The 13,368-nt window shown below is 67.1% G+C and carries 10 protein-coding genes; 3 read left to right on the top strand and 7 right to left on the bottom strand.

Annotated features, from left to right (window positions below):
- Positions 1-91: 91 nt before the first annotated feature.
- The 3 genes from lysS to QMZ26_RS03695 all read left to right on the top strand — a co-directional run bounded on the left by lysS (position 92) and on the right by QMZ26_RS03695 (position 5,117).
- Positions 92-1,603: a lysine--tRNA ligase gene (gene lysS / locus QMZ26_RS03685; protein ID WP_283220613.1), complete on the top strand. Its 1,512-nt coding sequence runs from the start codon at positions 92-94 to the stop codon at positions 1,601-1,603.
- 200 nt (positions 1,604-1,803) lie between these two features.
- Positions 1,804-2,949 (top strand): two-component system response regulator, encoded by a 1,146-nt coding sequence (locus tag QMZ26_RS03690; RefSeq protein ID WP_283220614.1) that lies wholly within the window; start codon positions 1,804-1,806, stop codon positions 2,947-2,949.
- Complete coding sequence (locus QMZ26_RS03695) at positions 2,946-5,117, top strand: response regulator (protein ID WP_108746622.1); 2,172 nt, start codon at positions 2,946-2,948, stop codon at positions 5,115-5,117. The genes QMZ26_RS03690 and QMZ26_RS03695 overlap by 4 nt, the downstream gene beginning before the upstream one ends.
- A 220-nt stretch (positions 5,118-5,337) precedes the next feature.
- On the opposite strand, the gene QMZ26_RS03700 is transcribed toward QMZ26_RS03695, so the two are convergent.
- From QMZ26_RS03700 to QMZ26_RS03730, 7 genes are all read right to left on the bottom strand, one after another.
- Positions 5,338-6,210: a crotonase/enoyl-CoA hydratase family protein gene (locus tag QMZ26_RS03700; protein WP_079221765.1), complete on the bottom strand. Its 873-nt coding sequence runs from the start codon at positions 6,208-6,210 to the stop codon at positions 5,338-5,340.
- Between the two features lie 160 nt (positions 6,211-6,370).
- A complete protein-coding gene (locus tag QMZ26_RS03705; protein ID WP_079221766.1) occupies positions 6,371-8,047 on the bottom strand; it encodes a long-chain fatty acid--CoA ligase in 1,677 nt (558 codons plus the stop codon).
- A 190-nt stretch (positions 8,048-8,237) separates the two neighbouring features.
- On the bottom strand, positions 8,238-9,920 hold the full coding sequence (gene betA, locus QMZ26_RS03710; RefSeq protein WP_283220615.1) for a choline dehydrogenase: 1,683 nt from the start codon (positions 9,918-9,920) through the stop codon (positions 8,238-8,240).
- 105 nt (positions 9,921-10,025) lie between these two features.
- Entirely contained in the window at positions 10,026-11,498 is a 1,473-nt protein-coding gene (gene betB, locus QMZ26_RS03715; protein WP_283220616.1) for a betaine-aldehyde dehydrogenase, read from the bottom strand.
- Positions 11,499-11,538: 40 nt separating this feature from the next.
- Positions 11,539-12,129 carry a transcriptional regulator BetI gene (gene betI, locus QMZ26_RS03720; protein ID WP_283220617.1) on the bottom strand — a complete coding sequence of 197 codons (591 nt, stop codon included), beginning with the start codon at positions 12,127-12,129 and terminating at the stop codon, positions 11,539-11,541.
- Between the two features lie 167 nt (positions 12,130-12,296).
- Positions 12,297-12,929, bottom strand: a complete 633-nt coding sequence (locus QMZ26_RS03725; RefSeq protein WP_283220618.1) for an AAA family ATPase — start codon at positions 12,927-12,929, stop codon at positions 12,297-12,299.
- Positions 12,929-13,303, bottom strand: a complete 375-nt coding sequence (locus QMZ26_RS03730) for a type II toxin-antitoxin system Phd/YefM family antitoxin (protein WP_283220619.1) — start codon at positions 13,301-13,303, stop codon at positions 12,929-12,931. Before QMZ26_RS03730 ends, QMZ26_RS03725 begins: the two co-directional genes overlap by 1 nt.
- Positions 13,304-13,368 lie beyond the last annotated feature (65 nt).

The raw sequence follows: 13,368 nt of genomic DNA on the forward strand, positions 1-13,368 counted from the left end.
GGCGGGGCCGGGGCAGGGCGGTTTTGGTATGCTGGGCAACCGGCTGTGCCGGGCGCAACCTCCCCCCTCACTACACGATTCCCGCAGATCCATGAGCGAAGCTACCGATACCCCCCCCGTCGACGAAAACAAGTTGATCGCCGAGCGCCGTGAGAAACTCAAATCGCTGCGTGGGCAGGGCATCGCGTACCCGAATGACTTCCGTCGCGAGGACTTCGCCGGGCAGCTGCAGGCCGAATTCGCCGATGCCGACACCTGGACCGCCGAGGCCCTGGAAGGCAACGGCCGCCAGGTGAAGATGGCCGGCCGCCTGATGGCCAAGCGCATCATGGGCAAGGCCAGCTTCGCGCAGATCCAGGACGAGTCCGGCGGCATCCAGCTGTTCCTGCAGGGCGGCACGCTGGGCGATGCCTACACCGCCTTCAAGGGCTGGGACGTGGGCGACATCATCGCCGTCGAAGGCGCCCTGACCCGCACCAAGACCGGCGAACTGTCGGTCAAGGCCGAATCGATCCGCCTGCTGACCAAGTCGCTGCGCCCGCTGCCGGACAAGTGGCATGGCCTGGCCGACGTTGAGCAGCGCTACCGCCAGCGTTACGTCGACCTGATCGTGACCCCGGAATCGCGCGCGGTCTTCATCAAGCGCTCCAAGATCATCCGCGCCATGCGCGCGTGGCTGGACAACCGCGACTTCCTGGAAGTCGAGACGCCGATGATGCATTACATCCCCGGCGGCGCAGCGGCCAAGCCGTTCACCACCCACCACAACGCGCTGGACCTGGACCTGTACCTGCGCGTGGCGCCGGAGCTGTACCTCAAGCGTCTGACCGTGGGCGGCCTGGAGCGGGTGTACGAGATCAACCGCAACTTCCGCAACGAAGGCGTCAGCACCCGCCACAACCCGGAGTTCACCATGATGGAGCTGTACGAGGCCTACGCCACGTACAACGAGATCATGGACCTGACCGAAGGCGTGATCCGTGACGTGGCCACCACCGTCAACGGCGGCACCGAAGTGGAATGGGACGGGGCGAAGATCGACCTGGGCCCGGCCTTCCGCCGCTGGCGCATGGACGAGGCGGTGCGCCACCACAATCCGGAAATCTCGGCGGCCGACTGCACCGACCGCGAGGCGCTGCTGCGCCATTGCGAGCGCCTGAAGATCCGCGTCAAGCCGTCCTACGGCTGGGGCAAGCTGCTGCTGGAAATCTTCGAAGCGACCGTCGAACACACCCTGATCCAGCCGACCTTCATCACCGACCATCCGGTGGAAGTCTCGCCGCTGGCGCGTGCCAACGACAACGATCCGGGCTACACCGACCGCTTCGAGCTGTTCGTCAACGGCAAGGAGCTGGCCAACGGCTTCTCCGAGCTGAACGATCCGGAAGACCAGGCGCAGCGTTTCCAGGCCCAGGTGGCCGCGAAGGAAGGTGGCGACGACGAGGCCATGCACTACGACGCCGATTACATCCGTGCGCTGGAGTACGGTATGGCCCCGACCGGTGGACTGGGCATCGGCGTGGATCGCCTGGTGATGCTGCTGACCGGCAGCAGCTCGATCCGCGACGTGCTCCTGTTCCCGTACATGCGCCCCGAGCAGTAAGACGCAGTACCGCTCCCGACTGTGCGCGCCGTTCCGGATCCGGACGGCGCCATTGACGCGATGCTTACTCGGCGTATGGTGGTTGAACGGCCTTGACACCCGCTGTGGCTTGACGGGGTTCGGGAGGGTCAATGTGGAGAACCCGCTTCACATTGTGACGACAATCATGAACCGGGACGCTCGTGACGGGAGTCGTGCCTATGCAGGGTGCCAGTGTGCGCAGCGACGGGGTATCCTCGCTGGCGGATCTTCCAGCGTGGTCGAGAAGGCAGGCAGAGAACGCCTTGAACATCGTCATCGTCGATGACCAGACGTCCGCACGGACGATGCTGCGCCATGTCATTGAAGACATCGCGCCCGAATTGAGCGTGCACGACTTTGGTGATCCACTCACCGCACTTGCCTGGTGCGAGTCGTACCCGGTTGACCTGCTGCTGCTGGACTACCGCATGCCGGAGATGGACGGGCTGGAATTCGCCCGCCGCTTCCGCCGGCTGCCCAAGCACCGCGATATTCCCGTGATCCTGATCACCGTGGTCGGCGACGAGCCGATCCGGCAGGCCGCGCTGGAAGCGGGCGTCATCGATTTCCTGGTCAAGCCGATCCGCCCGCGCGAGCTGCGGGCGCGCTGCTACAACCTGTTGCAGCTGCGCCAGCAGGCCGAGAACGTGAAGCAACGCGCGCTGTCGCTGGAACAGCGGCTGCTGGCCAGCATGCACGAGGTGGAGGAGCGCGAACGCGAGACCCTCTCGCGGCTGGCACGCGCCATCGAGTTCCGTGATGCCGGCACCAGTGCCTACCTCGAGCGCATGGCGCGCGTCGCCGGGCTGATCGCCGAGCAGCTGGGGCTGCCCGAGGAAGAGGTCAAGCTGATCGAGATGGCGGCGCCCTTGCACGACATGGGCAAGATCGCCATTCCCGATGCGGTGCTGCTCAAGCAGGGCAAGCTCAACGACGAGGAGCTGGCGATCATGCGCCGGCATCCGCGCATCGGCCATGAGCTGCTCAGCGGCAGCCAGAACCGCTTCATCCAGGTCGGCGCGTTGATCGCGCTGCGCCACCACGAGCGCTACGACGGCAGCGGCTACCCCGATGGCCTGGTCGGCGACGCGATCCCGCTGGAAGCGCGCATCGTCGCGGTCGCCGATGTGTTCGATGCCCTGATCTCGCCGCGCCCCTACAAGGAAGCGTGGACGTTCGAGGCAACCCTGGCGTACCTGTACGCCCAGCGCGGGCGCCTGTTCGACCCGCGCTGCGTGGATGCGCTGCTGCGTGGCCGCGAAGCGCTGGAACAGATCTGCGCCGAGCATTCCACCGCGTCGGCGCGGCCGGGGATGGGCGCGTGACATCCCTGCTGTCGCGGGCCCGCCTGCGGTTGTCCCAGCGCCACGACAGCGAGCACGGGCAGCAGATCGTCCGTATCGTCCTGATCAGCCTGATCCTGGCCTATGTGCTGCTGCCGGCACCGCGCCACGATCTGCCGCACGACCAGTACGTGGGCGTGCTGGCCATCGTGCTGACCGGACTGTCGCTGTCGCTGCTGCTGTTCGGCTGGCTGCTGTGGAAGCCTGGGCGTTCGGACCCGCGCCGCGTGCTGGGCATGCTGGCCGACTACGGGCTGATCGCCGCGGGCATGATCCAGATGGGCGAGCCGCTGTCGTGGGTCTACATCGTGGTGATGTGGGTGACCGTCGGCAACGGCATGCGCTTCGGCAACAACTACCTGTACGTCGCCGTGGCGATGGCGATGGTCAGCTTCGGCAGCACCGTGCTGCTGACCCCGTACTGGGAACAGAACCTGCGCCTGGCCATCGGCCTCTGGCTGGGGCTGGCCGCAGTGCCGCTGTACTTCTCGACCCTGCTCAAGCAGCTGACCAAGGCCATGGCCGAGGCGCGCCGCGCCAGTGAAGCCAAGAGCCGCTTCCTGGCCAACATGAGCCACGAGTTCCGCACCCCGCTCAACGGCCTGAGTGGCATGACCGAGGTGCTGGCCACCACCCGCCTGGACGATGAGCAGCGCGAGTGCCTGAACACCATCCAGGCCTCGTCCCGCAGCCTGCTGGCGCTGGTCGAGGAGGTGCTGGACATCTCCGCCATCGAGGCCGGCAAGCTGCGCGTGGTGGCCGAGGATTTCGTGCTGGCCGACGTGGTCCAGGCGATCGGCCTGATCCTGCTGCCACAGGCCAAGGCCAAGCATCTCGATTACCGGGTGAAGGTGGCTGCGAACGTTCCGGCCACGCTGCGGGGCGACGTCGGTCACCTGCGGCAGATCCTGCTCAACCTGGCCGGCAACGCGGTGAAGTTCACCGATCACGGCAAGGTGGAAGTGCGCGTGGGCCTCGTCCACGCCGACACCCAGGGTTCGGTGCGCCTGCGCTTCGACATCATCGATACCGGCATCGGCGTCCCGGTGGCGATGCGCCCGCGGCTGTTCGAAGCGTTCGAACAGGCCGACGTCAGCATGGCCCGTCGCCACGAAGGCACCGGCCTGGGCACGACCATCGCCAAGGGCCTGGTCGAGGCCATGGACGGCGAGATCGGCTACCTCGACAACCCGCCGCAGGGCAGCCACTTCTGGGTTGAACTGCCGTTCGCGCCGCCGCAGCCGGTGGTGGCCGGTGCGGTGCCGAGCGTGGCCGCCGGCGAAGACGTGGGCCCGGGTGGCAACGTCATCGCCTTCGCCGACCCCTTCCTGCGCCATCGGGCCCGCGTGCGCAGCATGCAGATCCTGGTGGCGGACGACCACGAGGCCAATCGCATGGTGCTGCAGCGCCTGCTGCAGAAGGCCGGGCACAAGGTGATGTGCGTCGATGGGGGCGAGGCGGTGCTGGATGCGCTGGCCGAGAGCGAATTCGACGCGGCCATCGTCGACCTGCACATGCCAGGCATGAGTGGGCTGGACATGCTGAAGGAGCTGCGGGTGATGCAGTCCGGTGGCGGCCCGCGCACGCCGGTGCTGGTGCTCAGTGCCGACGTCACCCCGGAGGCGATCCAGCGCTGCACGCAGGCCGGCGCGCACGCGTTCCTGGCCAAGCCGGTCGTGGCCGTGCGCCTGCTGGACACCCTGGCGGAGATCGCCAACAACGCCCAGCTGAAGGCCTCGGCGCCGCCGATCGTGCGTACCGCCACCAACCTTGATGGCGTGCTCGACACCGGCGTGCTGGACGAGCTGGCTTCACTGGGCATGGGCGATGGGTTCGAGCGCGAGTTCATCCGCCAGTGCCTGGAAGATGCCGACAACTGCCTGCGCAAGGCCGAAGGCGAGGGCGAGGCTGGTCGCTGGGATGCCTTCCGCGAGCAGTCCCACGCGATCAAGGGCGTGGCCGGCAACCTGGGCCTGGTGCGCGCCGCCAACCGCGCTGGCGAGTTGATGCGGATGGCCGATTGGCAGCTCAAGGCCGAGTGGCGCGCGCGCCTGGCCGTACTGCAGGGCGCGATCAAGGAAGGGCGTCACGCGTTGGACGCGCGCGCCGAGCGCAGGGCCCGCGGTGCCGCCGACGACATGGAGCGGTAGAGTCGAGCGTGCTCGACTGCCTTCGTTCGATGTAGTGCCGGGCCATGCTCGGCTGCATTCCGCGCGGTCCGCGACGCAAGGCATCCACGCACGGCGTGGATCTACTGGGTCCGCGATGCAAGGCATCCACGCATGGCGTGGATCTACTGCCTTGGTCGCGCGAGCGCGAAAAAAAGCCCGGTGGCCAGCCGGGCTTGAACCCAGAGGGGGAGGACAGCAATCAGGCCGCGTCGAGGCCGGCGCGACGGGTCTGCGCCTTCACCAGGCGATCCATCGTGCGCAGCGAACGGTCACCCAGGGCCAGCGCGGAGTCGACCCACACCTTGGTGATTTCCAGCAGTTCGTCGTAGCTGACCGCCTGCGCCAGGTTGCGCGCCGCGTTCATGGCCAGGTACGACTGCGGCAGACGCTGCTGCTGGCGGATCATGTCTTCGACGGCGGCGCGGCCTTCGCCCTTCTTCACCAGCACGTCGACCACGCCCAGTGCATGCATTTCCTCGGCGCTGTAGACGCGGCCATCGAGGATGATCTTCTCGGCCAGCTGCGGCGACACCCGGCGGCACAGGAAGGAATAGGCGCCCATGCCCGGGAACAGGCCGAACAGCACTTCCGGCAGGCCCATGCCGCAGCCTTCCTCGGCCACGATGGTGTGGCAGGCCAGGGCCATTTCCAGGCCGCCGCCCAGCGCATCGCCCTGGATGAGCGCGATCGAACGCACGTCACCGCCGAAACCGGTGTGCAGGTGATGCACGCCTTCCACGCAGCGCTGGGCGTAGGTCAGCAGCAGGTCGCGGTTGCCTTCGCGGATCAGGCGGGTGAACAGGTCCAGATCGCCACCCAGGTTGTACGCGGCGGCATCGGAGGCCAGCACGAAGTGGCGCAGCTGCCCGCTGTGGCGCTGCGCCGGGCCGCGGGTGATGGCGCTCATGTAGCTCCACATTTCGTCCAGCATGTCCTTGCGGCAGCACGGGCGGATGCCCGTCGCAGCATCGGCATGCATGAACAGCCAGTGGGCGGTGTCGTTGTTGCGGTCGTCCGTACGGATGGTGGCGTAGGGCGAACCACTGGTCGGCAGCTTTTCGATGGTGCTCATTGAAGTGTCCTCGGCATGCGGCCCGTAGAGAGAAGTGGTGGCCGGCGGGCCGAACGGTCCACACACGCGGCGATGCTACACCGGGCACGTGACCACGCATGCGAAAAGGCCCGGGTCGTTGCCGACCCGGGCCTGAAAGCATTCAACCTGGAGCAGACCCTTACGGGGCGGGCGTATCGCGCAGTTCACGGCGCAGGATCTTGCCCACGTTGGTCTTCGGCAGTTCCTTGCGGAATTCCACGATCCGGGGGTGCTTGTAGCCGGTGAGATTGGCCCGTGCGTGTTCCTTGACCATTTCGGCGGTCAGGTTCGGGTCCTTCTTCACGATGACCACCTTCACGACTTCACCGGACTTCTCGTCCGGTACACCGACGGCGGCCACTTCCAGCACGCCCGGCATCATCGCGATGACGTCCTCGACTTCGTTCGGGTATACGTTGAAGCCGGACACCAGGATCATGTCCTTCTTGCGGTCGACGATGTAGAAGAAGCCCTGTTCGTCCATCTTCGCCATGTCGCCGGTGTGCAGCCACTGGTCGGCATCGATGGCGGTGGCGGTCTCGTCGGGGCGCTGCCAGTAGCCCTTCATCACCTGCGGGCCGCGGATGCACAGCTCGCCCACCTCGCCCATGGCCAGGACATTGCCGTTGTCGTCCTTGATGCAGGCATCGGTGGACGGGATCGGCAGGCCGATGGCGCCGTTGTATTCCTTCAGGTCCAGCGGGTTGATGCAGGCTGCCGGCGAGGTCTCGGTCAGGCCGTAGGCCTCGACCAGAGTCACCCCGGTCACCTTCTTCCAGCGCTCGGCCACCGCACGCTGCACGGCCATGCCGCCACCCAGGGTCACCTTCAGCGAGGAGAAGTCGACGGTGTCGAAGCCGGGGGTGTTGAGCAGGCCGTTGAACAGGGTGTTGACGCCGGTGATGGCGGTGAAGCGCACCGACTTGAGCTCCTTGACGAAGCCCTTCATGTCGCGCGGGTTGGTGATGAGGTGGTTGCAGCCACCGAACTTCATGAAGACCAGGCCGTTGGCCGTCAGCGCGAAGATGTGGTACAGCGGCAGGGCAGTGATGATCCACTCCTTGCCCGGCTCGATGCCCGACGCGCCGATCCAGGCCGAAGCCTGCTGCATGTTGGCGATCAGGTTGCGGTTGGTCAGCATCGCACCCTTGGCGACGCCGGTGGTGCCGCCGGTGTACTGCAGGAACGCGACGTCGTCGTGGTCGATCTCGACCTTGGGCAGGGTGTGGCGGCTGCCGAGCTTGAGTGCCTGGCGGAAGCGCACCGCGCCCTTCAGATGGTAGTTGGGCACCATCTTCTTGACGTACTTGAGCACGAAATTGACGATCGTGCCCTTGAGGCCGAGCAGGTCGCCCAGGCCGGTGGTGATGACGTGCTTGACCGGGGTGTCGGCGATGACCTGCTGGACGGTGTCACCGAAGTTGTCCACCACCACCAGCGCGCTGACGCCGGCGTCGACCAGCTGGTGCTTCAGCTCGCGCGCGGTGTACAGCGGGTTGACGTTGACCACGGTCAGGCCGGCGCGCAGCACGCCGAAGGTGGCGATGGGGTACTGCAGGCAGTTGGGCATCATCAGGGCGACGCGGTCACCCTTCTTGAGCTTGAGCTCACCCAGCAGGTAGGCGGCGAACTGCTCGACCAGGGCGTCGGTTTCGCCGTAGGTGAGGACCTTGCCGAAACTGGAGTAGGCGGGACGGTCGCGGAATTTCGCGACGGAAGCGTCGAAGACCGAAGCTACCGAATGGAACTCGTTGATGTCGATTTCGGCGGGAACGCCTTTCGGATAGCTCTGCAGCCAGGGACGATCCAGACTCATATTCCCCCTCCAGGAATCGTTTTTGATGGGTGCGGCGCGGACAGTATCCGCCAGAACCGCTCGCAGCAGCATACCGTTCCGTAGGGAAAACGCGAAGGGGGCGTCTGTGTCCGGTAGTGCCGGCCGCTGGCCGGCACTGAAGGAGCCGGCCAGCGGCCGGCACTACCCGAAGGATTGAGAGGCGTATGCGTCAGCTGCGGCTGCGCGCGGGGGCGCCGTTGGCCTTGTAATAGGGCGCGGTGCTGCGGGCCAGCGGACTCCGCCCACGGATCACGTCGGCCAGCTTCTCGGCCATCATGATGGTCGGCGCGTTGAGGTTGCCGGTCACCACCTGCGGCATGATCGAGGCATCGACGATGCGCAGGCCTTCCAGGCCGTGCACGCGGCCCTGGCCGTCGACCACCGCCATCGGGTCATCGGCGTGGCCCATCTTGTTGGTGCACGAGGGGTGGTAGGCCGTCTCGGCGTGCTCGCGGACGAAACCGTCGATCTGTGCGTCGGTCTGCAGCTCGCGGCCCGGCGAAATCTCGCGGCCGCTGTACGGCGCCAGCGCTGGCTGCGCGAAGATCTCGCGGGTGATGCGGATGGCCGCGCGGAACTCGCGCCAGTCCTGCTCGTGCGACATGTAGTTGAACAGGATGCTGGGGTGCACGCGCGGATCCTTGGATACCACCTGCACGCGGCCGCGGCTGGGCGAGCGCATCGAGCCGACGTGCATCTGGAAGCTGTGCGCCTTGATCGGGTTGGAGCCGTTGTAATTGATCGCCACCGGCAGGAAGTGGTACTGCAGGTTCGGCCAGTCGAAGGCCTCGTCGCTGCGGATGAAGCCACCGGCCTCGAACTGGTTGCTGGCGCCGATGCCGGTGCCCATGAACAGCCATTCGGCACCGATGGCGGGCTGGTTGTGCAGCTTCAGCGCCGGGGCCAGCGATACCGGCTTTTTGCACTCGTACTGCAGGTACATCTCCAGGTGATCCTGCAGGTTGGCGCCGACGCCCGGCAGGTGGTGCACCAGATCGATGTCCAGGCTGCGCAGCAGGTCGGCCGGGCCGACGCCGGAGCGCTGCAGGATCTGCGGCGAGGCGATGGCGCCGCCGCACAGCAGCACTTCGCGGCGTGCAGTGGCACGCTGCGGCTGGTCGTTGTGCAGCCACTGCACGCCGACCGCGCGCTTGCCCGAGAACAGGATGCGATCGGTGAGGGCGTGGGTGACGATGGTCAGGTTCGGGCGCGGCTTGGCCAGGTCCAGGTAGCCACGGGCGGTGCTGGAGCGGCGGCCCTGCGGGGTCACCGTGCGGTCCATCGGGCCGAAGCCTTCCTGCTGGTAGCCGTTGAGGTCATCGGTGCGCGGGTAGCCGGCCTGCACGCCGGCTTCGACCATGGCGGCGAACAGTTCGTTGTTGCCGGCCTTTGGCGTGGTCACCCGCAGCGGGCCATCGCCGCCGTGGTAATCGTTGGCGCCGATGTCGCGGGTCTCGGCCTTGCGGAAGTAGGGCAGGCAGTCCAGGTAGGTCCAGTTTTCCAGGCCGGGCATGCTGGCCCAGTGGTCATAGTCCATGGCGTTGCCGCGGATGTAGCACATGCCATTGATGAGCGATGAGCCGCCCAGGCCCTTGCCGCGGCCGCAATCCATGCGGCGGTTGTTCATGAAGGGCTCCGGGTCGGTCTTGTACGCCCAGTTGTAGCGCTTGCCCTGCAGCGGATAGGCCAGCGCGGCCGGCATCTGGGTACGGAAGTCGAGGCGGTAATCCGGGCCACCGGCTTCCAGCAGCAGCACGCTGACATCGGCATCCTCGGTGAGGCGGGTGGCCAGCACGTTGCCGGCCGAACCAGCGCCGATGATGATGTAGTCGTACTCGGTGTGGGTGCTCATGGGGTTCTCCTGCTGGCCGGGACGCGCGATGCGCAGGCGTCCCGGCGGAATGTCGGTCCGGCACGCGGGCCGGGCGGTGGGGCGGGGCGGCTCAGGGCGCGCCGATCAGAACACGCTGGCGTAGTCGCCCAGTTCGACCTGCACCGACTTGATGCGGGTGTAGTGGCCCAGCGTGGACAGGCCGTTCTCGCGGCCGACGCCGGATTGCTTGTAGCCACCCACCGGCATTTCCGCCGGCGATTCGCCCCAGGTGTTGATCCAGCAGATGCCGGCTTCGAGGCGGTGGATGATGCGATGGGCGCGGCTGATGTCCCGGCTGACCACGCCTGCAGCGAGGCCGAAGGTGGTGTCGTTGGCGCGGCGGATGGCTTCGTCCTCGTCGTCGTAGGCGAGGATGCTCATCACCGGCCCGAAGATCTCCTCGCGGACGATGGTCATGTCATCGCGGCAATCGGAGAACACGGTCGGCAGCACGTAGGCGCCTTCGGCCAGTGCGCCTTCCCCGGCACGGCCACCGCCGGCCAGCAGGCGCGCGCCTTCGGCCTTGCCACTGTCGATGTAGCGCAGCACGTTCTGCATGTGCGGGAAGCTGACCATCGGGCCGAAGTTGGTGTCGGCCGCCTGCGGGTCGCCGATGCGGATGCGCTTCACGCGCTCGACCACGGCGGCTTCGAACGCGGCCAGCAGGGCGCGCGGCACAAACACGCGGGTGCCGTTGGTGCAGACCTGGCCGGAGCTGAAGAAATTGGCCATCACCGCGATGTCAGCGGCGCGGTCCAGGTCGGCGTCATCGCAGATGACCAGCGGCGACTTGCCGCCCAGTTCCATGGTCACTTCCTTCAACGAGGAGGACGCGGCCGCGGCCATCACCTTCTTGCCGGTGGCCACGCCGCCGGTGAAGGAGATCTTCTCGATCACCGGATGCTCGGTGAGCCAGTTGCCGATCTCGCCGCCCGGGCCCTGCACCACGTTGAACACGCCGTCCGGAACGCCGGCTTCGCTGTAGATCTCGGCCAGCTTCAGTGCGGTCAGCGGGGTCACTTCGGAGGGCTTGAACACCATGGCGTTGCCGGCGGCCAGCGCAGGCGCCGATTTCCACAGCGCGATCTGGATCGGGTAATTCCAGGCACCGATGCCGGCGACCACGCCCAGCGGTTCGCGGCGCGTGTAGAAGAAGCTTGATTCGCGCAGCGGCAGCTGGATGCCTTCGATGGCGGTGGCCAGGCCGGCGTAGTACTCCAGCACATCGGCGCCGGTGACGATGTCCACCGTGGTGGTTTCGGCCAGGGCCTTGCCGGTATCCAGGGTTTCCAGCCGGGCCAGCTCATCGTTGCGCTCGCGCAGGATATCGACGGCGCGGCGCAGGATGCGCGAACGCTCCATCGCCGTCATCGCCGCCCAGACCTTCTGTCCTTCGGCGGCACTCCGCACCGCGCGTTCGACGTCGGCCTCGCTGGCGATCTGCACCTCGGCCAGCACCTGGCCGTTGGCCGGGTTGATGCTCTGGAAGGTCTTGCCGCTGGTGGCGTCGACGCGTTGGCCGTGGATGTAGAGCTGCTGTACGGGCAGGGGGGACATGGGGCACTCCTGGAAACAAAGGGGAAGGGCTTGAGGCTGCTTATACGCCCTCGGGCTGCAGCTGGAAGTCGATATAGGCGTAGGCCAGCGCGCGTGCGGCGGCGGTGTCGAATGGGCCGCCGACCAGGCTGCCGCGCAGCCACAGGCCGTCGATCATCGCGGCCAGCCCGCGCGCGGCGTCGCGGGCGCGTCCGGAGGGCAGCGCGCGGTGGAACTGATGGGCCAGGTTGGAATACAGCCGCTGGTCGTTGATGCGCTGCAGGCGGGCCAGTTCCGGCTGGTGCATGCTCGCCGCCCAGAAGGTCAGCCAGACCCGCATGGCCGGGCCGCTGGTCTGGGTCTGGTCGAAGTTGCCATCGACCAGGGCGCGCAACTGGGCCCGCGGGTCTGCATCGGCGCGGGCCCGGCAGTGGGCGAAGGCATCCTTCAGTTCATTGAGGATCTGCCGCATGGCCGCGTTGAGCAGGCCGGCCTTGTCGCCGAAGTAGTGGGCGACGATGCCGGTGGACAGGCCGGCCTGGCGGGCGATGGTGGCCACGGTGGCATCGGCCAGGCCGATATCGTGGATGACCTGGAAGGTGGCTTGGATCAGCTGCTCGCGGCGGATGGGTTCGATGCCTTTCTTCGGCACGGTCTCACCTGGGGCATGGGCGTTGGCCCGAGGTGGACAGTATCGCGTTTGTTGATTGAACGTTCAATCAACAAACAGTGAAGGTGGTGTATGGATGGGGATCAGGATTGGGGGTCAGAGCCCTTTCCTTTGGAAAGGGATCCGACCCCGGGATCCGACCCCTTGGGTTACAGGCGGAGGGCGGCTTCCAGCAGCGGGGTGGCCCAGGCGGGCGTGGCTGCCAGCTGGGCAAGGTCGTCGGGCTCGGGGTACAGCACTTGGCCGTCTTCCATCTGCAGCAGCAGCTGCGGATCGGGCACGGCTTCGCCGGGGGCGGCCTCGGCGCTGTTGTCGTAGACCTGCAGCTGGGCCAGCACCGGCATCAGCCGCACCAGGTTCTGCTGGGCCAGCGGCCAGCGCCGGCGGATGTCGGCCTCGTTGATGGGGTGGCCACCGCTGCGCACCCGTGCCTGCACGCGCGCGATGTGCTGCTCCGGGCTGGACAGCCCGCAGAACCACATCAGCACGTCGTGGCTGTGGCTGGCTTCATGCAGCAGGGCGGCGATGGAATTGCCGCCCAGGGTGGTTTCGAAGGCGTGGTTGTGGCCCCGGTCGAGGGCATCGCGGATGCGGTTGACGCCTTCCTGCCAGGCCTGGGCGTTGGCCTCGGCCTGGGACTGGCCCGACAGCTCGCGCAGGCCACGGGCGAACGTATCCGGATTGAACCAGTCCAGCCCGGCCTCGCGCAGCACGTGGCCGCCCACCGAACTCTTGCCGGCGCCGTTGACGCCGGCAAGGACGTACAGGAACGGTCGAGACATCAGTGCCCCGTGCCGGCCTTGACCTGCCCCTTCAGGCGCGCCGGGCGGCGCAGCAGCGCACGCGCGGTGTCACCGGCCTGGGCCTGCTGCAGCACGGCCAGGCGCTGGTCGAAGCCGGCGCGCAGTTCGGCCAGGCCCGGGGCCTGCCCGCGCAGTTCTTCCAGCGAGGATTCCAGCGCTTCGACGCGGGCCTGCAGGGCGCGGTACTGCTCGATGGAGACGATGACCGCCTGCGGCTCATTGTGGTTGGTGACCACCACCATGCGCTGGTCGCGGACCTCCTGCATGACCTTCCGCCAGTGCTCCTTCACCGACGAGGCGGTGGTGCGGGTCAGCTCATTGATCGGGTCGAAGCGGACGGGCAGGTGAAGCATGGCGGGGCTCCAGCGGGGGTATGGGCCCACCTTACGCCTGTTTCATGCGAATTGCATGAATCGGG

The organism is Stenotrophomonas sp. PFBMAA-4 (assembly GCF_030053215.1).
Classification (GTDB): domain Bacteria; phylum Pseudomonadota; class Gammaproteobacteria; order Xanthomonadales; family Xanthomonadaceae; genus Stenotrophomonas.

What these genes read in the sequence shown, in the direction of transcription:
- lysS (WP_283220613.1), top strand. Translation starts at nt 92, where the DNA reads ATGAGCGAAGCTACCGATACCCCCCCCGTCGACGAAAACAAGTTGATC.
- QMZ26_RS03690 (WP_283220614.1), top strand. Translation starts at nt 1,804, where the DNA reads ATGCAGGGTGCCAGTGTGCGCAGCGACGGGGTATCCTCGCTGGCGGAT.
- QMZ26_RS03700 (WP_079221765.1), bottom strand. Translation starts at nt 6,210, where the DNA reads ATGAGCACCATCGAAAAGCTGCCGACCAGTGGTTCGCCCTACGCCACC.
- QMZ26_RS03705 (WP_079221766.1), bottom strand. Translation starts at nt 8,047, where the DNA reads ATGAGTCTGGATCGTCCCTGGCTGCAGAGCTATCCGAAAGGCGTTCCC.
- betA (WP_283220615.1), bottom strand. Translation starts at nt 9,920, where the DNA reads ATGAGCACCCACACCGAGTACGACTACATCATCATCGGCGCTGGTTCG.
- betB (WP_283220616.1), bottom strand. Translation starts at nt 11,498, where the DNA reads ATGTCCCCCCTGCCCGTACAGCAGCTCTACATCCACGGCCAACGCGTC.
- QMZ26_RS03725 (WP_283220618.1), bottom strand. Translation starts at nt 12,929, where the DNA reads ATGTCTCGACCGTTCCTGTACGTCCTTGCCGGCGTCAACGGCGCCGGC.
- QMZ26_RS03730 (WP_283220619.1), bottom strand. Translation starts at nt 13,303, where the DNA reads ATGCTTCACCTGCCCGTCCGCTTCGACCCGATCAATGAGCTGACCCGC.